This window comes from Sphaerisporangium sp. B11E5, assembly GCF_039871875.1.
Taxonomy (GTDB): domain Bacteria; phylum Actinomycetota; class Actinomycetes; order Streptosporangiales; family Streptosporangiaceae; genus Sphaerisporangium.
This window is the reverse complement of the sequence record NZ_JBDPMD010000009.1, coordinates 28,213-49,925: the sequence shown is the minus strand read 5'-3', so window position 1 is coordinate 49,925 and position 21,713 is coordinate 28,213. Positions and strand designations below refer to the sequence as shown.

Sequence of the window (21,713 nt, the reverse complement as noted above, 5' to 3'; positions counted from 1 at the left end):
GTCAGGCGTCCACGTGGACGCAGCCGGGGCCGGGACGCTCCGTGGTCGCGATCACGTCGTCGAGGCGGGCACGGGCGGTCAGGAGGTCCTGGACCTGGCGGTCGATCCGGTCGCGTTCCGCGGTCAGGCTCCTCAGCAGGGCGGGGGTGACCTTTCCCGAGTCGATACCGGCGAGGACCTGGCGGACGGTCCTGCTGGGGAGGCCGGCGGCGTAGAGCTGCTGGATCAGGCGGACACGGGTCACGGCCGTGTCGGGGTACAGGCGCTGGCCGCCGGAATTGCGCCGGGCGGTCAGCAGGTGCTGCTCCTCGTAGTAGCGGAGGGCTCTGACGCTCACTCCGGACTTCGCCGCGACTTCGCCGATGCGCATGGAAACACCTCTCACCCAACACTTGCAGCTGACGTCAGCGTCAGGTTTTAGCGTAATCCAGGCAGGTCACCACGGGTCTACGGAGGTTTCGGAACATGAAGATCGTCAATTCGGTCGCGCTCGTCACCGGTGCCAATCGCGGGATCGGGCGGCATCTGGCCGCGCAGCTCCTGGAGCGGGGGGCGGCCAAGGTGTACGCGGCGGCGCGGGACCCTCGGCGGGTGGACGTTCCCGGGGTGGAGGCGGTGCGGCTGGACATCACCGATCCGGGATCGGTGGCCGCGGCGGCGGCCGCAGCGGGCGACGTGACGCTGGTGGTCAACAACGCGGGGGTCAGCACCGGGGCGAACCTCGTCTCGGGGGACCTCGGACGGATCAGGCTGGAGATGGACACGCACTTCTACGGCACGCTGAGCATGGTCCGGGCGTTCGCGCCCGTTCTCAAGGCCAACGGCGGCGGGGCGATCGTGAACATCCTGTCGGCTCTGTCGTGGTTCTCCTATGACGGCGCCAACGCCTACGCGGCGGCCAAGGCGGCGGCGTGGAGCCTCACCAACGGGGCGCGCATCGAGCTCGCGGGGCAGGGCACGCAGGTGACGGGGGTGCACCTCGGCGCGGCGGACACCGACATGAGCAGGCTATACGACGGGGACAAGATCGACCCGGCCGCCGTCGCGCGGGCCGCGCTCGACGGTGTCGAGGCGGGGGCACTCGAAGTGCTCGTGGACGACTGGAGCGCCATGATCAAGGCGACCCTGGCCGACGACCCGAGCCGGTTCTACGGCCCGGCGCTCAGATGAGGGCCAGCGGCTCCGCGGGGACGTAGCCGCGCAGGTCCGCGGAGGTGAGCAGGGACCGGGTGGCGGGGCGGCGCTGGACGTAGGAGTAGGGGTCGGTGGAGTAGACGCGGATGCCGTCGGCGCGGCACTGGCGCATCAGGGTCTCGTCCCAGTCGTCCGACAGGTCGGCGATGCCCAGGGTGAGAAGGGCGGGGCGGCGGGCGAGGACGGTGGGGCCGGTCACCTCGGGGAGGTGGCGGTGGGCGGCCTGGGGCTGGCGCAGGAGGGTGGCGCCGGTCTCGGGGACGTGGACGTAGTAGGAGGCCTTGCCGATGATGTCGGCGTCCACGGCGGCGACGTGGCGGAGCAGGTCGGCCAGGTAGTGCCCGCCGTACACGTCACGGGGGTCGAGGACGGCCACCAGGTCCCCGTCGGCCAGGCGCAGGGCGCGGTCCAGCGCGGCGCCACGGGTCAGCGGCCCGCCCGCCTCGCGCACCACCAGTTCGCCCCGGTGGACGGCACGGGCCGCCTTCTCCACGACGGAGGCGTCCAGGGCCTCGGCGACCACGACGAGCTGGCCCGGCGGCAGGTGTTGTGCGCGGAGCGCGGCGAGGAGCCCGTCGAGCTCCCCCTGGCCGTGGACGGCGGCGACGGCGGTGACGGCCGCGTCGTTGCGCACGGACGGCAGCCCGATCCAGTCGAGGATCGGGTCGAGCAGCGGCGTCACAGGGACGCAGGCGCGCCAGGCGCGGTGGGCCTCGGCCGCGGCCTCGGGGGCCACGGCCAGGGCGGGGTCGTCCGCGGGCACGGGGGTGGGCACCACGGTCAGCGGAGTGGCGCAGGCGGCCACCTCCATGAGGGTGCGGGCGTCGGTGCCGGGACCCGCCACGGCGAGGGCCACCGAGCGATAGGCCGTGAGGATGTCGTCGTAGGTGGCCTTGCCGCCGATCAGGGGGTGCTGCCCCGGGCCGGGCTCGCCGGTGAGCGGGGCGCCGAGAAGGCCCACGCCGGTGCGGGAGCCCGCCGCGGCGACGGGGTTGTGGACACGGGGCTGGACGGCGTGCGGCAGGACGGCCACGCGGTCGTGGCGCAGGGCGGCGCGCCATTCGCGGACGCGGGGCTCGGAGGTGACCAGCACGTGGTCGAAGTACGAGGCCATGGGCACGGCGGCGGACACCGGGCCGCCGGAGTGCCAGAAGACGGTGCGGATGCCGCGGCGGCCGCACTCCTCGATCAGGTCGCGCAGGCCGCGCTCCCGGCCGGCCAGCTCCTCCAGCCACCTGCCGCCGTTGCCCTGCAACGGGCCGGCCTGGACGGACTCCACGAACAGCAGGTGGGGACGGTGCTCGTCCAGCATCTGCCGCCAGTTGTCCGGCCCGAAGTTGGTGACCTGGCGCCACTCGTACCGGAACAACGCCTCCGACCGGCGGTCCACGATCGCGGCCACCGTGAGGTACGGCCGGGCCAGCGGGCCCTTCGGCACGACGAAGCCCTCGGTGAGCGGCGTGGACAGCGCGGGACCGGCGGTGTCGGCCACCACGGGCGCGACCGGCTCGGGCTCGGCGGCGGGCGGCGCGGGGTCGAAGTCGGACCGCTTCGGGGCGGACGGCTTGCGGGCCGGCGCCCGCAGGGTGCGGGCCACCTCGGTGGGGTTCTTCGTATGGATGGCGTCGCCGAGCTTGGACCACTTGCTGCCCTGCACCGAGTCCAGCCGCCACTGCGCGACCGCCGTCTGGTACCGCTGCTCGGCGAGCTGCTTGGCGAGCCGCGCCACCTGCTTCTCCACCGTCCGCAGCCGCGCCTCGGCCTCACGCGCCCGGGTGACGGCCTCGGCCTCCGCCTCGGCGGCCCGGGCGAGCCGTTCCTGGTAATCGGCCAGCAGACGGGCGAGCTCCGCCGCGCCCGATGCCGCGGCGACCGCCGCGCGGAGCGCCTCGCGGGTGCTCTCCAGCTCTTCGCTCATGCCACCACCAAGTCCCGACATGTCGAGCAAGAATAATCCCAGATCCCCGCTGACCATCTCTAACCGCCACAAGTCCGTACACTCGGCAGGTGTTCGCCGAGGGGAGACGACCAGTGCGCGAGGGGAAGTGGCCGCGGTACGCGGCACGCCCGTACGTCTGCGGCGCGATCGGCGCCTACGATCCCGCCCGCCTCGACCGCCTGCGCGCGGCCGGGCCCGCGGTACGCGAGGCGTACCGCCGGACGGACGCCGCGCTGTACACCTCCACGGCCCTGCAGCCGTACGCGGGCGCGGCCCCGCGGCACGCCGCGCCTAACCACGAGGGCGGCTCCACCCACGGCCTCGGTGAGAGCGGCTCGGTCAACGGCTCCCCCAAGAGCGGCGTCCCGGGGGCTCAGCCGGGACCCGTGGCGTTCGCCTGGGCCGAGCGCCGCCCGGACGCCCCCGCCCCCTGGCACGAGGTCGGCGAGCGCTGGGAGACCCCCGGCCTGATCGACCAGGACGACGCCGTCGTGCTGCACGCCGGCGCGTTCGGCCTGATCGACGTCTACCACCTGACCGAGGGCGACGCGGTCTACTTCGCCGGTGCCATCGAGCCGCTGCTGGCCCTCGCCCCGGAGCCGTACGAGGTCGACTGGGACGCCTGGGCCGCCATCCTCAAACTCACCTACCCCCTGCTGGACGCCACCCCGTACCGCGCGGTGCGGCGCCTGCCCGGCTCGTCCGCGCTGATCTGGTCCCGCGCGGCGCGGCGGATCACCGTGGAGAAGCGCGCCCCCCGCTGGGTGCGCCACGAGCCGTTCGACCGCGGCGTCACCGGCGCCGACATGGTGTCCCTGCTGCACGAGGCGCTGAAGCCGTACGACGACCGCCCGCTGCTCGTGCCGGTGAGCGGCGGGTACGACTCGCGGCTGCTCGCCTCGGTGGCCGTGGCGCGCCGCATGAACGTCGAGTCGTGGACGACCAGCCCGGACGACGGCCTGGACAACGACCTGGACTTCGCCCGCTACATCACCCGCGAGCTGGGCATCCCGCACCGCATCGTGCCGCAGGACCCGGTCGCCTACCCCGATGAGGCCCGCTGGGCGGCGCGCCGCCTCGAATACCTCACCAGCCACCACGCCTGGTACTCGCCGTTCGCCCGCGAGGTGCACACGGCCGGCCGCGCCGTGGTGGACGGCCTGGCGGGCGGCCCGCTGATGAAGAACTTCCTGATCACCGCGGACGCCGTGGGCGCGGGCACCACGCAGGGCCGCAGGGACGCGCTGCTGGCCGCCCTGGCGCTCGGCGAGCCGCACCTGCCGCCGCTGTCGGAGCAGGCGGCGGCGTTCGTGGACGACCGCGTCACCGAGGCGTTCACCCAGGCCACCTCGATGCTGCGCGGCCACCGCGCCGAGCTGCCGCTGAGCGTGCTGCACACCCGCACGGCCCGCGGCATCGCACGCTCCCCGGTGAACCTGGTGGGCCCCGAGGCGACCCCCGTGTTCCCGTTCCTGCACCCGGAGTTCTTCGACGCGGCCCTGTCGGTCCCGGTCGAGCGCAAGGAGGGCGGCCGGTTCTACCGCGAGATCCTGCGTGCCGCGAACCCCAGGGTCGCCGCGCTGCCGTCCACCAACGGCGCCCTGCCGCACCGCCGGGTGCCGCTGCGTTCCGGCGGCCCGGCGGCCCGTGAGTGGAACCACCGCATGCTGGCCAGGGCGGCGCAGGTCCCCGGCCTGCTGTCGGGCCCGATGCGCGAGGTCGTGGCGGGCGGCCCGGACGCGCTGGCGGCGTTCGGGTCATGGAACTCTAGGTTTTGGCTCCGCGGACTGGTACTTTTCGGTTCCTGGCTGACCGATTATGCGGACGTCCTTGGCGATCTCACCCCACCGTGGGCCGAGACCGGATGAATCACCACGATTCCCCGCGGAATCCGTAGGTTGAACAGGTAAGACACGCTCAGTGCCGGGGCTATTACGCAGGCATTCGAGGGAGTGCGCTCGATTACGTGGAAACCACGCTGAGTGACACTGATTGATCGTGTGTAAGGGGCCCTAATCGCCTGCTAGTGTTCCGCGAAACAGCGCCGTAATACGCGGGCACCGGTTCACCCACCGGTAACGGCGGCGGGCGGGAGCCTCAGGGATGAGGGCACCGGCGGCGCGAGCCCTTTCGTACCGCCCTACCCCCTTGTGAGCGATACCTATGAGTGCTTCCCCCTGCCCGGAAAACGTCTCCGAGGACTTCGTGTCCAGTGACCCGCAGTGGTACAAGCGAGCCGTCTTCTACGAGGTGCTGGTCCGCGGCTTCCGCGACTCCAACGGTGACGGCACCGGCGACCTGCGCGGCCTCATCGACAAGCTGGACTACCTGCAGTGGCTCGGCGTGGACTGCCTGTGGCTGCTGCCTTTGTACGAGAGCCCGCTCAAGGACGGCGGGTACGACATCTCGGACTACATGAAGATCCTCCAGGAGTTCGGCAACCTCGCCGACTTCGTGGAGCTGATCGAGGAGGCCCACAAGCGGGGCCTGCGCATCATCACCGACCTGGTGATGAACCACACCAGCGACCGGCACCCGTGGTTCCAGGCGTCCCGCCACGACCCCACCGGACCGTACGGCGACTTCTACGTCTGGGCGGACGACCCCAAGGGCTACCCGGACGCGCCGATCATCTTCGTCGGCGCCGAGGAGTCCAACTGGACGTACGACCCGGTGCGCGGCCAGTACTACTGGCACCGGTTCTTCCACCACCAGCCTGACCTCAACTACGACAACCCGGCCGTGCAGGACGCCATGCTGGAGGTGCTGCGCTTCTGGCTGGACCTCGGCATCGACGGCTTCCGTCTCGACGCGGTGCCCTACCTGTTCGAGCGCGAGGGCACCGCCTGCTCGGGCCTGCCGGAGACGCACGCCTACCTCAAGCGGGTGCGGGCCGAGGTGGACCGCCTCTACCCCGACCGGGTGCTGCTCGCCGAGGCGAACGGCTGGCCCGAGGACGTCACCGAGTACTTCGGCGACCCCACCACCGGCGGCGACGAGTGCCACATGGCGTTCCACTTCCCGCTGATGCCGCGCATGTTCATGGCGGTGCGCCGCGAGTCCCGCGAGCCCATCTCCGAGATCATGTCCCGCACCCCGAAGATCCCCGAGACGGCGCAGTGGGGCATCTTCCTGCGCAACCACGACGAGCTCACGCTGGAGACCGTCACCGAGGAGGAGCGGGACTACATGCACGCCGAGTACGCCAAGGACCCGCGCATGCGGGCCTACCTCGGCATCCGGCGCCGCCTCGCCCCGCTGCTGGAGAACGACCGCGACCAGATCGAGCTGTTCACCGCGCTGCTGCTGTCCATGCCGGGGTCGCCGGTCATGTACTACGGCGACGAGATCGGCATGGGGGACAACATCTGGCTGGAGGACCGCGACTCGGTGCGCACCCCCATGCAGTGGACGCCCGACCGCAACGCCGGGTTCTCCAGCGCCGACCCGGGCCGCCTGTACCTGCCCGCGGTGATGGACCCGATCTACGGCTTCCAGGCGGTCAACGTCGAGGCGCAGACCAAGAACGGCTCGTCCCTGCTGCACTTCACCCGCAACATGCTGGCCGTGCGGCGCCGGCACCCGGTGTTCGGCACCGGCGCCTACACCGAGCTGTGGTCGCCCAACCTCCGCGTACTGGCGTTCCTGCGCGAGGAGGGGGACGACGTGATGTTGTGCGTCAACAACCTCTCCCGCCACCCGCAGCCGGTGGAGCTGGACCTGCGCCGCTTCATGGGCCTGGTCCCGGTGGAGTGCCGCGGCGACGTCCCGTTCCCGCCCATCGGCGAACTGCCGTACCTGCTCACCCTGCCGGGCCACGGCTTCTACTGGTTCTCCCTCACCAGGCGCTAGACCGGCGCACGGCCCCGCGCGGGACTCAGCGCGGGGCCACCGGCACCCGGGCCCGTGCGGCGCGGCGGGCCGGGATGAGAGCGACCAGCAGCGCCGCTCCGACGGCCGTGGCCATGGCGAGCAACAGCGTGGCGGGGCCGGGGGCGCGTCCGATGCCGGCGCCCATGCCGCTCGCCGCTCCCTGGAGGTCGATGAGGCCCGCCGACACCAGCGCCCCGGCGCCCGCCCCGGCGGCCACGCCGAGCACCACGAGCAGGCCGGTGCCGGTGACCAGCGTGGCCGCGACCTGCCGGGGGGTCAGCCCCATGGCCTTGAGCACCGCGAGGTCCTGGGCGTGGTCACGCAGCCCGACCGCGCTCGCGGTCAGCAGGTTGGCCAGGCCGATCAGCGCCAGCACCACCACCAGCCCCACGATGATCACCCGGATCACCGCCAGCCGGTCGGCCGGGTTGACGACCTGCGACACCTCGAGTCCCTCCCCCTGCAGCCGGGACCGCACCGCCCCGGCGTCGGCCCCCTCGCGCAGCACCAGCCCGTAGTACTGCGGCGGCAGCGCGTCCTTGGGCGCCAGCGCGTCCAGCGGCACCGAGAGCACCTCGCCGTCCTGCTCGGGCTCCAGCACCCGCCCCACGATGCGCACGATCAGCGGCGTGCCGCCGATGGTGAGCCGCACGCGGTCGCCGACGCTCACGTGCAGCAGGTCGAGCAGCCCCTGCCCGGCCACCGCCTCGCCCCGGTCGCGGAACAGCCGCCCGTCCACCACCGTGAACGGGTACGGGTCGCTGACCGTGCCGTACGCGCGGGCCCGCACGGTGCGGGTCTGCCCGGGCACCAGCGCGTCCACCTCGGCGCCGGGGAAGGCGGCCACCACGTCGGGGTCGGCCAGCGCGAGCCGCTGCGCCTCCTCCGAGGTCAGGCTGGCGGGCCGCACGGTGAGCGCCGCCGCCTGGCCCACCTGCTCGGGGTGGCTGCGGAAGTCGTCGAGCGTGGCCCAGTACCCGAGCCCGATGGTGATCATCATCATCGGGATGGCGAGACCGAACGCCGTCAGGAACGCGGGCAACCGCCGGGTGAAGGCGTCGCGGGCGCCGAGCACCAGCGCGGGCGGCAGCCGCACCAGGAACGCCAGCCGCGCCACCCGCGACAGGTGGCCGCGCGGCGGGGCGGGCACCGCGGGCAGCGGCGGGGTGCGCCCGCCGCGCCAGGCGGGCAGCCACACCGCGACCAGCACCACCGCGGCCGTGCCGAGCGCGATGGCGAGCAGCGGCAGGGACGACAGCGGCACCACCACGGTCTCCGCGAGCGCGTACACCGTGATGAGCCGGCCGCACAGCACGCCGACGACGATGCCGGCGAGCCCCAGGGAGCCGTGCTCGATGACCAGCATGCGCACCACCTGGCGCCGGGTGAACCCCAGTGACTTGAGGGTGGCGATGTCGCGCCGCTGGGTCAGCACCCGCCCGCCGGTGGCGTTGGCGATGGCGAGCACCGCGGCGACCAGCCCGGCCGCGCCGAACAACGCGAGCAGCACGCCGAGCAGCCGGTTGTCCAGCTCCATGGACTGCTCGACCTCGCGCCAGGTGGACACCCGCTGCACCTGGCCGCCGAGCGTGGTGATGGCCCGCTGCACGACCAGCGAGGTGTCGCCGGAGTCGGCGAGCCGCAGCCCGGTGACCGACTCGCTGCGGCCGAGCTTCGGCTCGATCTGGTCCAGCGTGCCGGCGAGCGTCCAGGCCAGACCCGGCGTCCACTCGGGGTAGAAACCCTGGTCGCCGCTCTCGGCGAGCCCCGCGACCTTCAGCGCGTGGGTGGCGCCGTTCAGCCCGATGACGGTGAACGCGGTGCCGGCGCGCAGGCCGAGGGTGCGGGCGTAGGAGCGCTCGACCACCACGCCGGACGGCACGCGCGGGTCCAGCCAGGCCCCCTCGCGCACCAGGGGACGGCCCACGGCGGGGAGCGTGGCGGACATCTCGCGCAACGTGACCGGGATCTTCTTGCCGTCGAGCACGAGGGTGGCGGGGGCGCTGCGGTACGGCCCGGCGATGTCGGTGACGCCGTCCAGCCCGCGCAGCACGGCCGGGTCGGGGGTGTCCTTGGTGTGGATCCAGACGTGCGCGCCGTTGCCCCGGGCGAACAGGCCGCGCCAGGGGTTGGTGCCGTCCTCAAGCAGGGTGGCGGCGGTGATGAGGGCCGTGACGATGCCGGCGACCGCGAGCACGGTGAGCAGCGCCTGTGCGCGTCTCGCCCGCAGGTCGGCACGCAGCCAGCGCACCTCGGCGGCGTTCATCCCGGCTCAGCCCCGCAGCTCGACCACGTCGCCGGGGCCGCCCTTGGTGCGGCGCCTGGGCAGGCCGACGGCGCCGTCGTCCACGATCTGGCCGTCAAGCAGGGTGACCACGCGGTCGGCGAGCCCCGCCACCCGGGCGTCGTGGGTGACGAGCACGATGGTCTGGCCCTGCCGGTGCACCTCGCCGAGCAGGCGCAGCACGTCGCGGGTGTTGCGGCTGTCGAGGTTGCCGGTGGGCTCGTCGGCCAGCAGCACGCGGGGGTGGTTGGCGAGCGCGCGGGCCAGGGCGACCCGCTGCTGTTCGCCGCCGGAGAGCTGGGCGGGCGCGGCGTCGGCCTTGCCGGTCAGGCCGAGCTCGCCGAGAAGGTACTCGCGGCGCTCGCGGGCGTGCCTCGGGGCGGAGCCGCCGAGCAGGGCGGGCAGCTCGACGTTGTCGGCGACCGTCATGTTGTCGACGAGGTTGAAGAACTGGAACACGAAGCCGATGTTGCGGCGGCGCAGCAGCGCCCAGCCGCTCTCCGAGAGGGTGTCGGCGCGGGTGCCCTCGATCCAGATCTCGCCGCTGGTGCGGGTGTCCAGGCCGCCGAGCATGTGCACGAGCGTGGACTTGCCGGACCCGGAAGGACCCATGATCGCCACGAACTCCCCGGCCTCGACGGTGAGGTCCACCCCGCGCACGGCGGGCACGGGCAGCCCGCCCGTCTGGTAGATCTTCACCAGGTTCACCGCGCGCACCGCCGGCGCCGCCGCGCTCACCGCGCCCGCCCCGCGGTCCGGATGATCGCTCGCACGCCGCTCCCTCCCGCGCCGGACGCCCGGCGCGTCTTTCGTCAGGCCAGCTCCTCCTGGCAGCGCTCCAGCCAGTCCAGGTCGGCCTGCAGGTGCAGCATGGCCCCCTCGATGAGGAGCTGCGCAGGGCGGTTGTCCTGGTCGGTGCTCTCGGCGAGTTCTACCAGATCCCGCATGAGGCCGAGGTAGTGTCGGCGCTGCCTGTTGATGAGCGCCATGCGGTCGGCGATGCCGGTCATGGGGGCGAGCACGAGCTTCATGAAGAACTCGTCGCGCACCCGCGGGCCCTCGGTGGGCGAGTCGGCCCACTCGTCGAGCGCCTCGCGACCGAGGGCGGTGCAGTAGTAGACCTTCTTGTTCGGGCGGTTGGACTGCTCGACGTCCACGCCGCGCACCAGGCCGTCCTTCTCCAGGCGGCCCAGGGTGACGTAGATCTGCCCGATGTTCGGCGAGGGGTAGGCGTTACCGAATATTTGCTCAAGCGCTTGTTTCAGCTCATAGCCATGGGCAGGTTCTTTGGCCAGGAGCGCCAGCAGCGGAAGCCGCACGCCCCACCTCCCTCTGGCTTCACGTTACCTGAGTGTTACGTGACCATCCGTTGACGGCCACATTATCGCTATGCATAACATGCATGCACCTACATAACACGCATGTAACCCAAGAAAAACCTGGAGGACACGTGCGCCTCATGGCCCCCCTTCTGCTGGCGGCGGTGCTGCTCGGCGGATGCGCGGGGCTCGGCGAGCGTGACCCGGCCGCCGGCGCGGGCGACGGCACCGGGCCGATGACGTTCGCCTCGGGGCGCGACACCACCGGGTACATCCAGCCGCTCATCGACCGGTGGAACGAGAGCCACCCCGACCAGCGGGTCACCCTGCTGGAGCTCCCGGAAGCCGCCGACGAGCAGCGCGCCCAGATGGTCGCCAACCTCCAGGCCCGCAGCGACCGGTACGACATCCTCGGCCTGGACGTCGTGTGGACCGCCGAGTTCGCCGACGCCGGGTGGATCGTCCCGCTGGACCGCAGCATGTTCCCGCTCGGGAAGTTCCTCGCGCCGGTGGTCGACACCGCCGTGTACCGCGACAAGCTGTACGCGGTGCCGTACACCAGCAACGCGGGGCTGCTCTACTACCGCAAGGACATCCTGGACCGCGAGCACCTCCAGCCGCCCACGACCTGGGCCGAGCTGCGTGAGCAGGCCACGCGTCTCGGGAAGAAGTACAAGCTCGGCGGGTACGCCGGCCAGTTCCTGCCGTACGAGGGCCTGACCGTCAACTTCGCCGAGGCCGTGCAGTCGGCCGGCGGCCAGATCCTCAGCCCCGACGGCACCAAGGTCACCCTCGACCTGGACAAGGCCAGGACCGGCCTGGACTTCCTGGCCGGCGGGGTGCGCGAGGGCTGGATCCCGCAGGACGCCCTCTCCTTCAAGGAGGAGGAGTCCCGGCTGGCCTTCCAGCGCGGCGAGCTGCTGTTCGCCCGCAACTGGCCCCACGCCTACGGGCCCGCGACCCGATCGCCCATCGGCGGGAAGTTCGCGGTCACGCGCCTGCCCGGGCTCGACGGGCCCGGCTCCAGCACGCTGGGCGGCAACAACCTCGCCATCAGCGCGTACTCCAAGCGCCAGAAGTCGGCCCTGGAGTTCATCCGCTACTTCACCGGGCTGGACAACGAGCGGCGCGTCCTCACCGAGGGCTCGTTCCCGCCGGTGTGGTCGGAGCTGTACGACGACCCCGCGCTCATCAAGCGTTATCCGTATCTGCCGGTGCTCAAGCAGAGCATCATGTCCGCCAGGCAACGACCCGCCACGGCGAAATACGACCAGGTGAGCCTGGTGATATCGAGCGCCGTCTCCGACGCGCTCAACCTCAGGAAACCGGCGGACGAGACCGTCGCCGACCTGAGGCGGCAACTCGGCGAGATCATTCGCACCCCATAGATCGTCGGGGCGACCCCCCGTCTCTCATCCCCATCATTTTCCATCCCAGTTTCCATATCGCTATTTCGGGGCCTTCACCAGGAGGTATGACTATGCGTGCAAGGACGACGGCCGTGGTGGCCGCCGGGCTCATGCTCGCCGCCGCGGCCTGCGGCGGCGGAGAGCCGGCCGGCACCGACCCGTCCGCCAGCGCCAGCGCTCCCGCGGCCAAGCCGCTGGAGGGCACCACCGTCGAGATCGCCGCCAAGTGGACGGGCGACGAGCAGGCGAACTTCGAGAAGGTCCTCGCCGCGTTCACGGAGAAGACCGGCGCCAAGGTCACCTACGCCTCGACCGGCGAGGACACCGGCGCGTACCTCGGCCCGCGCATCGAGGGCGGCAACCCGCCGGACGTCGCGGTCCTCCCGCAGCCGGGCCTGGTCCAGCAGTACGCCGACCAGAAGGCACTCAAGCCGCTGTCGTCGCAGGTGCAGGCGCAGATCGACCAGAACTACACGCCGTACTGGAAGGAACTCGGCTCGGCCGACGGCCAGGTGTACGGCGTGCTGGTGAAGGCCGCACACAAGTCGCTGATCTGGTACCGCGCCCCCGCCTTCGAGGACGCGGGCGCCCAGCCGGCCACCACCTGGGACGAGCTGATCGGCAAGACGGCGCAGACGCTGGCCGACTCCGGCACCGCGCCGTTCGCGCTGTGCGGCGCCTCCGGCTGGACGCTCACCGACCTGTTCGAGAACATCTACCTCTCCACCGCGGGCCCGGAGAACTACGACAAGCTGTCCAAGCACGAGATCCCGTGGACCGACCCGTCGGTGGCGACGGCACTGGAGAAGATGGCGCAGATCTTCGGCAAGAGCGAGTACATGCTGGGCGGCTCCTCCGGCGCCCTGCAGACCGACTTCCCGACCTGCGTCACCCAGGTGTACGGCCAGAAGAAGGCCGCCATGGTGATCGAGGCCGACTTCGTGGCCGCGTCGGTCGGGCAGTCCGGCGCCAAGGTCGGCGAGGACGCCAAGGTCATGCCGTTCCCGAAGGCCGGCGACACCGAGCCGGTCGTGCTCGGCGGCGACGTCGCGGTGGCGCTGAAGGACACCCCCGGCGCGATGGCGCTGCTGGAGTACCTCGCTTCCGCCGAGGGCGGCTCGGTGTGGGCGAAGCTCCCCGGCTACCTGTCGCCGAACCGCAACGTCTCGCCGGACAACTACCCCGACCCGCTGACCAAGCAGCTCGCGCAGACCATCATCTCCGCGGGTGAGGCCGTCCGGTACGACATGTCGGACCTGGCGCCGAGCGCGTTCGGCGGCACCGACGGCAAGGGCGAGTGGAAGCAGCTCCAGGACTTCCTGCGCAAGCCCGCGGACGTCAAGGGCGCCCAGCAGAAGCTCGAGGCCGACGCGGCCAAGGCCTGGGAAAAGTAGGTGCGACGGCCGTGACCGATCGGTTTGACGGCCCGCAGGCTCCGCGCGGCGACGACGACGTCGCCCGCGGGGCCTCCCCCGGACCAGACGTCCCCGCGACAGCGGGGGACACCCGCGCCGGCGACTCCCCCGCCACTGAGACCGCCGCGCCCGGCGGAACCGCCACGGCGAGCGGCACCCTCACCGCCGCCGAGGCCGCGGACGCCGGCACGCCCGGCGCCCCGGCGCGCGGGTACGGACGCTCAGGCAATCTGGGGCCCTCGCCCAAGATCGCCCTGTTCTTCCTGCTCCCGGCGTTCGTCCTTCTGGGCGCCTGGGTGGTGTACCCCATCATCTACTCGATCTTCCGCAGCCTGTACGACGCCAACGGCGGCACCTTCGTCGGGCTGCGCAACTACGGTTCGATCTTCACCGACTCCGGCATGCTCACCACGATCAGGAACAACCTGATCTGGGTCGTGGTGGCCCCCAGCCTCGTGACGGCGCTCGGCCTGCTGTTCGCCGTGCTGACCGAGCGCATCCGCTGGGCGTCGGCGTTCAAGCTGATCGTCTTCATGCCCATGGCGGTGTCGCTGCTCGCCTCCGGCGTCATCTTCCGGCTGGTGTACGAGCAGGACCCCGACAAGGGCGTGGCCAACGCCGTCATCACCTCGGTGCACGACGTGTTCCTGCCGAGCAGCGGCTACCCCGGCGCCCGGCCGCGCGAGAACGACGCCGCCCCGGCCGCCGTGAAGGCGGGCGCGGTGGTCACCCGGCAGCCCGCGTCGGTCGGCCAGTCGGTGAACATCCCGCTGGTCGGCCTGCGCCCGGACGCCCTCCCCGGCGACGCGGCGGCGGCGAGGCCCGCGGACGCCAGACCCGGTGAGCTGACCGGCACGGTGTGGCTGGACTTCGTGCCGGGCGGCGGCACCGTCAACGAGATGGACGCGAACGAGAAGGGCATGCCCGGCGTCACCGTGGAGGCGGTGTCCGGCGGCAGCGTGCGCGCCACCGCCGAGACCGCGCCGGACGGCACGTTCCGCTTCACGGGGCTGCCGGCGGGCGCGTACGAGCTGCGGCTGCCGTCGTCCAACTTCGCCGCGCCGTTCAACGGGGTCACCTGGCTCGGCCCGGCGCTGATCACGCCCGCCATCATCGGGGCGTTCATCTGGGTGTGGGCCGGTTTCGCCATGGTGCTGATCGCGGCGGGCCTGTCGGCCATCCCGCGTGACGCGCTGGAGGCCGCGCGCATCGACGGCGCCACCGAGTGGCAGGTGTTCCGGCGGATCACCATCCCGCTGCTGTCCCCGGTGCTGCTGGTCGTGCTCGTGACGATGATCATCAACACGCTCAAGGTGTTCGACCTGGTCTTCGTCATCGCGCCCGGCTCGGTGCAGCCGAACGCCAACGTCATCGCGCTGGAGATGTGGCGGGTCTCGTTCGGCGGCGGCGGGAACCAGGGGCTGGGCAGCGCTCTTGCGATCTTCCTGCTCGTCCTGGTGCTGCCGTTCATGGTCCTCAACATCCGGCGGTTCCGTAGGGAGCAGACATGACGACGCTGACCGTCTCCCGGCCCGAGCCGGGCACCGCCGGCGCGGTGCGGCGCGGGGCGCTGTCCAGGGTCGTGGACAGGCTCGGCGGCGGCATCGTGCAGGTCGTGCTGATCGTGCTGGCCCTGTTCTGGCTGGTCCCGACGCTCGGGCTGCTCGTCGTGTCGCTGCGCGCGGACGCCGACAACAACTCCACCGGGTGGTGGACGGCGCTCACGCGGCCCGCGCAGCTCACGCTGGAGAACTACGCCAACATCCTCGCCACCGGCTTCACCGCGTCGTTCTGGAACACCGTGGCGATCACGGTGCCGTCGACCGTCCTGGTCATCGGCATCGCCGCCATGGCGGGGTACGCGTTCGCCTGGATGGAGTTCCCCGGGCGGGACGCGCTGTTCCTGGTCGTGGTGGCGCTGCTGGTGGTGCCGATCCAGATCGCGCTCATCCCCATCGCCAAGCTGTACGGCACCCTCGGGATCTTCGGCTCCATCCCCGGCGTGGTGCTGTTCCACGTGGCGTTCGGGTTGCCGTTCGCCATCTTCCTGCTGCGCAACTTCTTCGCCGGCATCCCCAGGGAGCTGCTCGAAGCGGCGCGCATGGACGGCGCGAGCGAGTGGAAGATCTTCGCGACGGTGGTGTTCCCGCTGGCCAAGCCGGCGATCGCCTCGCTCGGGATCTTCCAGTTCCTGTGGGTGTGGAACGACCTTCTGGTGGCCCTGGTGTTCGCGGACAGCGGCGCGCAGCCGATGACCAAGGCACTGCAGTCCCAGATGCGGCAGTTCGGGACCAACGTCGACATCCTCGCGCCGGGCGCGTTCCTGTCACTGATCATCCCGTTGGTCCTGTTCTTCGCCTTCCAGCGCTACTTCGTCCAGGGTCTGCTCGCGGGCTCGGTGAAGTAGCACTTCACACCGGGTGCCCGCCTCGCGGGGGCAGGTGGGCACCCGTGTCCCCCGGGCTGTGCGGTTCGGGCTCGGCTGTCGGACCACGCGGCTAAGATCCCGGCATGACCGGACGTCCATTACACGAAGTAGTCGAACCGGGGTGGGCCACCGCCCTGGAACCCGTCGCCGGGCGCATCAGCGCGCTCGGCGACTTCCTGCGTCAGGAGATCGCCGAGGGCAGGCGCTACCTGCCGGCGGGAGAGAACGTGCTGCGGGCCTTCCAGCAGCCGTTCGACCAGGTGCGGGTGCTCATCGTCGGGCAGGACCCCTACCCCACGCCGGGCCACGCGATCGGGCTCAGCTTCTCCGTCGCGCCGGGCGTGCGGCCGCCCGCCAGTCTGGTCAACATCTTCAAGGAGTACGTCGACGACCTCGGCCTGCCCATGCCGTCCAGCGGCGACCTCACGCCGTGGGCCGAGCAGGGCGTGCTGCTGCTCAACCGCGTGCTGACCGTCGCGCCCGGCAAGCCCGCGTCCCACCGGGGCAAGGGCTGGGAAGAGGTCACCGAGCAGGCCATCCACGCGCTGGTCGCCCGCGGCACCCCGCTGGTCGCCATCCTGTGGGGCAAGGACGCCCGGTCGCTGCGGCCGATGCTCGGGCCCGTGCCGTGCGTGGAGTCGGCGCACCCGTCGCCGATGGCGGCGCGCAGCGGGTTCTTCGGCAGCCGGCCGTTCAGCAGGGCCAACGTGTTGCTGGAGAAGCAGGGTGCCGCGCCGGTGGAGTGGAAGCTACCCTGACGAGCCGCGTCCCGGCGGTCGCCTTTATCATCCGTATGATGCGGTGACCGCCGGGTAGTGCCCGCTGGACCGGAAGATGTGTGAACGAGGAGTTCATCGTGGCCCACGAGCGTGCCGGCACGCCGGCGCAGTCATCCGACCTGGTGGACGTCCCCCGTCTCGTGACGGCGTACTACGCGTTGCACCCCGACCCCGGGGTGCCCGGCGAGCGGGTCGCGTTCGGCACCTCCGGCCACCGGGGGTCGTCGGTCAACACGGCCTTCAACGAGGACCACATCCTCGCCACCAGCCAGGCCATCTGCGAGTACCGCGCGCGGCAGGGGGTGGACGGGCCGCTGTTCCTCGGCCTTGACACCCACGCGCTGTCCGAGCCCGCGCGGGTCACCGCCCTGGAGGTGCTGGCGGCCAACGGGGTGACGGTGCTGATCGACTCCTCCGACGGCTACACGCCGACGCCCGCGGTGTCGCACGCCATCCTCACCTACAACCGGGGGCGCACCACGGGTCTGGCGGACGGCATCGTGATCACGCCGTCGCACAACCCGCCCGGGGACGGCGGGTACAAGTACAACCCGCCGAACGGCGGCCCCGCGGAGACCGGCGCCACCTCGTGGATCCAGGACCGCGCCAACACGCTGATCGCCGAGGGCCTCAAGGAGGTCCGGCGCGTCCCGTACCGGCGGGCGCTCGGGGCGGAGACCACCGGGCGGCACGACTTCCTCTCGCACTATGTGGACGACCTGCCGTCGGTGCTCGACCTGGACGCCGTCAGGGACGCCGGGGTGCGCATCGGCGCCGACCCGCTCGGCGGCGCCAGTGTGGCGTACTGGGGCGCCATCGCGGAGCGGCACCGGCTCGACCTCACCGTGGTGAACCCCGCGGTGGACCCGACGTGGCGGTTCATGACGCTCGACTGGGACGGCAAGATCCGCATGGACTGCTCGTCGCCGTACGCGATGGCGTCCCTGATCGCGAACCGCTCGGCGTACCAGGTGGCCACCGGCAACGACGCGGACGCCGACCGGCACGGCATCGTCACGCCGGACGGCGGGCTGATGAACCCCAACCACTACCTCGCCGTGGCGATCTCCTACCTGTGGTCGCACCGCCCCGGGTGGCCCGAGGGCGCCCGGGTCGGCAAGACCATGGTGAGCAGTTCGATGATCGACCGGGTGGCCGCCGACCTCGGGCGGGAGCTGTACGAGGTGCCGGTCGGCTTCAAGTGGTTCGTCCCCGGCTTGCTGGACGGCTCGCTCGGCTTCGGCGGCGAGGAGAGCGCGGGCGCGTCCTTCCTGCGCCGCGACGGCTCGGTGTGGACCACCGACAAGGACGGCATCGTCCTCGCCCTGCTGGCCTCCGAGATCATCGCCGTGACCGGCTCCACGCCGTCCGAGCTGTACCGCGACCTGACCTCCCGCTTCGGCGACCCGGCGTACGCCCGCGTGGACGCGCCCGCCACCCGCGAGCAGAAAGCGGCCCTCGGACGCCTGTCCCCCGACGACGTGACCGCCGGCTCCCTGGCCGGCGAGCCGATCACCGCCATCCAGGTGGCGGCCCCCGGCAACGACGCGGCCCTCGGCGGCATCAAGGTCAGCACCGGCAGCGCGTGGTTCGCCGCCCGCCCGTCCGGCACCGAGGACGTGTACAAGATCTACGCCGAGTCCTTCCAGGGCCCGGACCACCTGTCCCGCGTCCAGGAGGAGGCCCGGGCACTGGTGTCCGCCACACTGGGCTGAGGTCCCGGACGCCACGCGGCGCCCGGGACGGCGCTCACCGCGCGATCACCAGTTGCACTCGTAGTCGGGCACCTGGGTCACCCACTGGCTGTCGGCGGTCACCCAGCCGGCGGCCGCGTACGGGTAGATGATCTGGGCGCTGTATCGGCCGTTGGACACGCCGAAGCTCTTGAAGTGCCTGCCGTAGGGCAGCGAGTGCGGCGGGTTGGTCGTGGTTCCCGTGGAGTAGGCGAACCAGCGCACGTCGTTCGCGATGACCTTGCGGCAGTTCCAGGCGGCGGCGCCGGCCGGCGAGGCGGCGCCGGGTAACAGCGCGCCCACCAGCGTCGCTCCCAGTGCTGTCAGCACGGCCTTGCGGCCGATGGATGCTCGCATGACACGTTCCTCTCTGCTGATCGGTTCTCCGGTCGTCGCGATGCCCTGCCCGGCAGCCAGGGGGACATCACGGATATGTCCGGAAGATGACAGCAGAGGGCTCGTGGGGTCACTCAGGGCTCAGGTGGCGTTCCAGCGACTCCACCTTGGACGTCATGGCATCGGTCACTCCGGGCCGTACGTCGGCCTTGAGCACCAGGCTCACCCGGGGGGCGACCTCGGCCACCGCCTCGACGGCGCGTCTGACGACGTCCATCACCTCGTCCCACTCGCCCTCGACGGTGGTGAACATCGCGTCGGTGCGGTTCGGCAGGCCGCTGTCGCGCACCACCTTGACGGCACGGGCCACCGGCTCGGCCACGTCCACGCCGGTGCCGAGCGGGGTCACAGAGAACGCTACGATCATGCGCCTATTGTCGCGGGGCCGAGCGGAGCCGGATAACGCGGGATGGGTGGGCTCGCCTTCCACGGCTCGTGGATCAGCGACGCCGGCACGCCGGCCAGCTCGGGCACGTACCTTCTGACGTACTCCCCGTCCGGGTCCAGCTTCCGTGCCTGCCGCACCGGGTTGAGCACCCGGTTCGGCCGCGTGTCGTTCCCGGTGCCCGCGACCCACTGCCAGTTGCCCCAGTTGTTGGCGAAGTCCGCGTCCAGCAGCAGGTCCATGAAATGCCGCCCGCCCACCTGCCAGTGCACCCTCAGCCGCTTGGTCAGGTACGACCCCACGATCAGCCGCGCCCGGTTGTGCATCCACCCCTCCGTGCGCAGTTGCCGCATCCCCGCGTCCACGACCGGGATCCCCGTCATGCCCTCCTTCCAGGCCTCCACCGCCTCCGGGTCGTCCACCCACTCGACGTCCCGCGCCCGGTAGTCCCGCCGCGCCAGCTCCGGGAACGCGAACGCCACCTGGTGATGGAAGTCCCGCCAGCACACCTGCCTGACGAACCCCTCGGCCCCCGGCCGCCCCTCGGCCTGCGCCACCACCTCGCCGGGCGACACGCACCCGAAGTGCAGGTAGGGGCTGAGCATCGACGTGCGGTCCTCGGACAGGTCGTCATGCCCCTCGTCGTAATCGGCGAGGCACAACTTCAGCCACAACTCCAGCCGCCGCCGTCCCACCGTCTCCCCACCACGCAGATTCCCGTACCCCGACCGCCGCAGCCCGCGCACCTCCCCCGCCGGCACCCCGTCCGGCAGCCGGACCTCCCGAGGCGCCCCCAGCACCTCCCGCCGCCGATGCGCCGACCAGGCCCGCCAGTACGGCGTGAACACCCGGTAGTGATCACCGAACGCCGGCCGCAGCTCCCCCGCCGGCACCACCGTCACCCCCGGGAACGCCCGGAACCCCATCCGCCGCCCCGCACACGCCTCAGCCAGCCGCCGTTCCCTCCTGCGCCCATAAGGCGTGACGTCCCCGCTGACCCAGACGGCTTCCGCCCGCACCGCCTCCGCCACCCGCATGACCTCGGCGACCGGGTCCCCCTCCCGCACGACCAGGTCTCCCCCGAGATCCCGCAACACCCCCCGCAGATCCTCCAGCGCCTCCGCCAGGAACCCGGCCCGTGCCCCCGCCCGTATCCCCGGGTCCACGACGAACATGGGCACCACCCACCGGGCCCGCGCGCACGCCTCCGCCAGCGCCGGGTGATCGTGCACCCGGAGGTCCCGGTTGAACACCACGATGACCGTCTCCACATCTCCTTTTTCGCACCCCCCACCTTCCCGGTTGCACACCGCCCTCCGGCGGCCCACGGGTGATCCCCGCCCACGGACTGCGTCCGCCCGCCGTACTTCACCCGAAGTGACGAGAAGGAGACCTCGGGCCGCCCGGACCGGGCCCGAGCACCGGTCTTCGCCTGGCAAGGTTTACTCCGGCGGCACAGCACGACCAAGGCGCGGGTGCAGATGAGCGATCACAGAGATGAGCCGTCCCCCGGTGACCAACCGGACGGCGACTCCGGCCACGGCCCCGGCGGCCCGAGCTACGGCATCGGCGCGGTGGCCCGCCGGCTGGGGGTGCCCGCCCCCACCCTCCGGACCTGGAACCTCCGCTACGGCATCGGGCCGAGCCACCGCAGCCCCGGTGGCCACCGCCGTTACGACCCGGCCGACCTGCGCCGCCTGGAGGAGATGAGCCGCCTCATCAAGGCCGGCCTCCCCCCCGCCGAAGCCGCCCAGGCCGCCCTCCACGCCGCCGCGCCCCCCTCCACCGCCCCCATCACCGTGGGCCTCCCGGGTGCCCCCTTCCGGCCCCGGCCGGCCACGGTCACGACGCTCACCCGGGCGGTCCTGAACATGGACGCCGCCACGATCAGCCACATCCTGGACGCGGCCCTCACCTCCCACGGCGTCCCCTGGACCTGGGACCACCTCGTCCGCCCCGCCTTCGCCGCGATCGTCCGCCGCCAGGAGTCCACCGGCGCCGGCATCGAGGTCGAGCATCTCTTCTCCGAACGCCTCCTGGCCGCCCTGACGCCGCTCACCGGCCGCCCCGCCGCCCCCGCCCATCCCCGCATCGTCCTGCTGGCCTGCGCCGAGGAGGAACAACACACCCTCCCCAGCTACGCGCTGGCGGCCACCCTCACCACCGGCCTCCACCTGGAGACCCGCCTCCTCGGCCCCCGTACCCCCTACGGCTCCCTGTCCGCCGCCGTCCGCCGCCTCGCCCCCGCCACCGTCTTCATCTGGTCGCAGCAGTCCTCCACCGGCGACCCCGCCCCCCTGGCCGCCCTTCCCACCCTGCGTCCCCCCACCCGGATCATCACCGGCGGCCCCGGCTGGCACCTGAGGTCCCTCCCGCCTGGAGTCCTCCACGCCGACTCCCTCGCCGACGCCGTGACGAAGATCCACGCCACCCTCGCCTGACAGCGACCCCGCCCGAGGCCACGGCACGCCCGTGGCCTCGGCTTTGTGCTGGGTTGGTTGCGCGCTGTGCCCCCTCTCGACTATGAATAGGTTTTGAGTAAGTTTGTGACGCGAGGGA

At 72.0% G+C, this 21,713-nt stretch carries 18 protein-coding genes; 10 read left to right on the top strand and 8 right to left on the bottom strand.

What is annotated here, in order from left to right:
• Position 1: 1 nt before the first annotated feature.
• Positions 2–370: a MerR family transcriptional regulator gene (locus tag ABGB17_RS11670; protein WP_347628402.1), complete on the bottom strand. Its 369-nt coding sequence runs from the start codon at positions 368–370 to the stop codon at positions 2–4.
• A 95-nt stretch (positions 371–465) separates the two neighbouring features.
• Between ABGB17_RS11670 and ABGB17_RS11665 the strand changes: the two genes are divergently transcribed.
• Positions 466–1,170, top strand: a complete 705-nt coding sequence (locus ABGB17_RS11665; RefSeq protein ID WP_347628400.1) for an SDR family oxidoreductase — start codon at positions 466–468, stop codon at positions 1,168–1,170.
• Here ABGB17_RS11665 and ABGB17_RS11660 read toward each other — a convergent pair.
• A complete protein-coding gene (locus ABGB17_RS11660; protein ID WP_347628398.1) occupies positions 1,163–3,112 on the bottom strand; it encodes a hypothetical protein in 1,950 nt (649 codons plus the stop codon). The genes ABGB17_RS11665 and ABGB17_RS11660 overlap by 8 nt on opposite strands.
• Before the next feature lie 113 nt (positions 3,113–3,225).
• Here ABGB17_RS11660 and ABGB17_RS11655 point away from each other — a divergent pair, with 113 nt between their 5' ends.
• Both ABGB17_RS11655 and treS read left to right on the top strand, forming a co-directional pair.
• Positions 3,226–5,001 carry an asparagine synthetase B family protein gene (locus ABGB17_RS11655; RefSeq protein WP_347628395.1) on the top strand — a complete coding sequence of 592 codons (1,776 nt, stop codon included), beginning with the start codon at positions 3,226–3,228 and terminating at the stop codon, positions 4,999–5,001.
• A gap of 295 nt (positions 5,002–5,296) precedes the next feature.
• Entirely contained in the window at positions 5,297–6,985 is a 1,689-nt protein-coding gene (treS, locus tag ABGB17_RS11650) for a maltose alpha-D-glucosyltransferase (protein ID WP_347628393.1), read from the top strand.
• A gap of 25 nt (positions 6,986–7,010) precedes the next feature.
• Here the strand turns inward: treS and ABGB17_RS11645 are convergent, their stop codons facing one another.
• From ABGB17_RS11645 to ABGB17_RS11635, 3 genes are all read right to left on the bottom strand, one after another.
• Positions 7,011–9,272 carry an FtsX-like permease family protein gene (locus tag ABGB17_RS11645; protein ID WP_347628391.1) on the bottom strand — a complete coding sequence of 754 codons (2,262 nt, stop codon included), beginning with the start codon at positions 9,270–9,272 and terminating at the stop codon, positions 7,011–7,013.
• 6 nt (positions 9,273–9,278) lie between these two features.
• A complete protein-coding gene (locus ABGB17_RS11640) occupies positions 9,279–10,028 on the bottom strand; it encodes an ABC transporter ATP-binding protein (protein ID WP_347628389.1) in 750 nt (249 codons plus the stop codon).
• Positions 10,029–10,102: 74 nt separating this feature from the next.
• The gene (locus ABGB17_RS11635) at positions 10,103–10,609 is read right to left on the bottom strand and encodes a PadR family transcriptional regulator (RefSeq protein ID WP_347628387.1); all 507 of its coding nucleotides are present in this window, start codon (positions 10,607–10,609) and stop codon (positions 10,103–10,105) included.
• A 140-nt stretch (positions 10,610–10,749) separates the two neighbouring features.
• On the opposite strand from ABGB17_RS11635, the gene ABGB17_RS11630 reads away from it, so the two are divergent.
• The 6 genes from ABGB17_RS11630 to pgm all read left to right on the top strand — a co-directional run bounded on the left by ABGB17_RS11630 (position 10,750) and on the right by pgm (position 18,355).
• Positions 10,750–11,997: an ABC transporter substrate-binding protein gene (locus tag ABGB17_RS11630; protein ID WP_347628385.1), complete on the top strand. Its 1,248-nt coding sequence runs from the start codon at positions 10,750–10,752 to the stop codon at positions 11,995–11,997.
• A gap of 92 nt (positions 11,998–12,089) precedes the next feature.
• Positions 12,090–13,412, top strand: coding sequence for an ABC transporter substrate-binding protein (locus ABGB17_RS11625; RefSeq protein WP_347628383.1), 1,323 nt, complete (start codon positions 12,090–12,092; stop codon positions 13,410–13,412).
• 251 nt (positions 13,413–13,663) lie between these two features.
• Positions 13,664–14,944 (top strand): ABC transporter permease subunit, encoded by a 1,281-nt coding sequence (locus ABGB17_RS11620; RefSeq protein WP_347628687.1) that lies wholly within the window; start codon positions 13,664–13,666, stop codon positions 14,942–14,944.
• Positions 14,941–15,840, top strand: a complete 900-nt coding sequence (locus ABGB17_RS11615; protein WP_347628381.1) for a carbohydrate ABC transporter permease — start codon at positions 14,941–14,943, stop codon at positions 15,838–15,840. Before ABGB17_RS11620 ends, ABGB17_RS11615 begins: the two co-directional genes overlap by 4 nt.
• A gap of 104 nt (positions 15,841–15,944) precedes the next feature.
• Positions 15,945–16,619 (top strand): uracil-DNA glycosylase, encoded by a 675-nt coding sequence (locus ABGB17_RS11610; RefSeq protein WP_347628379.1) that lies wholly within the window; start codon positions 15,945–15,947, stop codon positions 16,617–16,619.
• 80 nt (positions 16,620–16,699) lie between these two features.
• A complete protein-coding gene (gene pgm, locus ABGB17_RS11605) occupies positions 16,700–18,355 on the top strand; it encodes a phosphoglucomutase (alpha-D-glucose-1,6-bisphosphate-dependent) (RefSeq protein ID WP_347628377.1) in 1,656 nt (551 codons plus the stop codon).
• 45 nt (positions 18,356–18,400) lie between these two features.
• Here pgm and ABGB17_RS11600 read toward each other — a convergent pair whose 3' ends face one another.
• The 3 genes from ABGB17_RS11600 to ABGB17_RS11590 all read right to left on the bottom strand — a co-directional run bounded on the left by ABGB17_RS11600 (position 18,401) and on the right by ABGB17_RS11590 (position 20,425).
• Positions 18,401–18,730 (bottom strand): hypothetical protein, encoded by a 330-nt coding sequence (locus tag ABGB17_RS11600; protein WP_347628375.1) that lies wholly within the window; start codon positions 18,728–18,730, stop codon positions 18,401–18,403.
• A 109-nt stretch (positions 18,731–18,839) separates the two neighbouring features.
• Positions 18,840–19,136, bottom strand: a complete 297-nt coding sequence (locus ABGB17_RS11595) for an MTH1187 family thiamine-binding protein (protein WP_347628373.1) — start codon at positions 19,134–19,136, stop codon at positions 18,840–18,842.
• Positions 19,133–20,425, bottom strand: coding sequence for a deoxyribodipyrimidine photo-lyase (locus ABGB17_RS11590; protein ID WP_347628371.1), 1,293 nt, complete (start codon positions 20,423–20,425; stop codon positions 19,133–19,135). The genes ABGB17_RS11595 and ABGB17_RS11590 overlap by 4 nt, the downstream gene beginning before the upstream one ends.
• A 210-nt stretch (positions 20,426–20,635) precedes the next feature.
• On the opposite strand from ABGB17_RS11590, the gene ABGB17_RS11585 reads away from it, so the two are divergent.
• Positions 20,636–21,595, top strand: coding sequence for a MerR family transcriptional regulator (locus ABGB17_RS11585; RefSeq protein WP_347628369.1), 960 nt, complete (start codon positions 20,636–20,638; stop codon positions 21,593–21,595).
• Positions 21,596–21,713: the final 118 nt, after the last annotated feature.

What these genes read in the sequence shown, in the direction of transcription:
- ABGB17_RS11670 (WP_347628402.1), bottom strand. Translation starts at nt 370, where the DNA reads ATGCGCATCGGCGAAGTCGCGGCGAAGTCCGGAGTGAGCGTCAGAGCC.
- ABGB17_RS11665 (WP_347628400.1), top strand. Translation starts at nt 466, where the DNA reads ATGAAGATCGTCAATTCGGTCGCGCTCGTCACCGGTGCCAATCGCGGG.
- ABGB17_RS11660 (WP_347628398.1), bottom strand. Translation starts at nt 3,112, where the DNA reads ATGAGCGAAGAGCTGGAGAGCACCCGCGAGGCGCTCCGCGCGGCGGTC.
- treS (WP_347628393.1), top strand. Translation starts at nt 5,297, where the DNA reads ATGAGTGCTTCCCCCTGCCCGGAAAACGTCTCCGAGGACTTCGTGTCC.
- ABGB17_RS11645 (WP_347628391.1), bottom strand. Translation starts at nt 9,272, where the DNA reads ATGAACGCCGCCGAGGTGCGCTGGCTGCGTGCCGACCTGCGGGCGAGA.
- ABGB17_RS11630 (WP_347628385.1), top strand. Translation starts at nt 10,750, where the DNA reads ATGGCCCCCCTTCTGCTGGCGGCGGTGCTGCTCGGCGGATGCGCGGGG.
- ABGB17_RS11625 (WP_347628383.1), top strand. Translation starts at nt 12,090, where the DNA reads ATGCGTGCAAGGACGACGGCCGTGGTGGCCGCCGGGCTCATGCTCGCC.
- ABGB17_RS11615 (WP_347628381.1), top strand. Translation starts at nt 14,941, where the DNA reads ATGACGACGCTGACCGTCTCCCGGCCCGAGCCGGGCACCGCCGGCGCG.
- ABGB17_RS11610 (WP_347628379.1), top strand. Translation starts at nt 15,945, where the DNA reads ATGACCGGACGTCCATTACACGAAGTAGTCGAACCGGGGTGGGCCACC.
- ABGB17_RS11600 (WP_347628375.1), bottom strand. Translation starts at nt 18,730, where the DNA reads ATGCGAGCATCCATCGGCCGCAAGGCCGTGCTGACAGCACTGGGAGCG.
- ABGB17_RS11595 (WP_347628373.1), bottom strand. Translation starts at nt 19,136, where the DNA reads ATGATCGTAGCGTTCTCTGTGACCCCGCTCGGCACCGGCGTGGACGTG.
- ABGB17_RS11585 (WP_347628369.1), top strand. Translation starts at nt 20,636, where the DNA reads ATGAGCGATCACAGAGATGAGCCGTCCCCCGGTGACCAACCGGACGGC.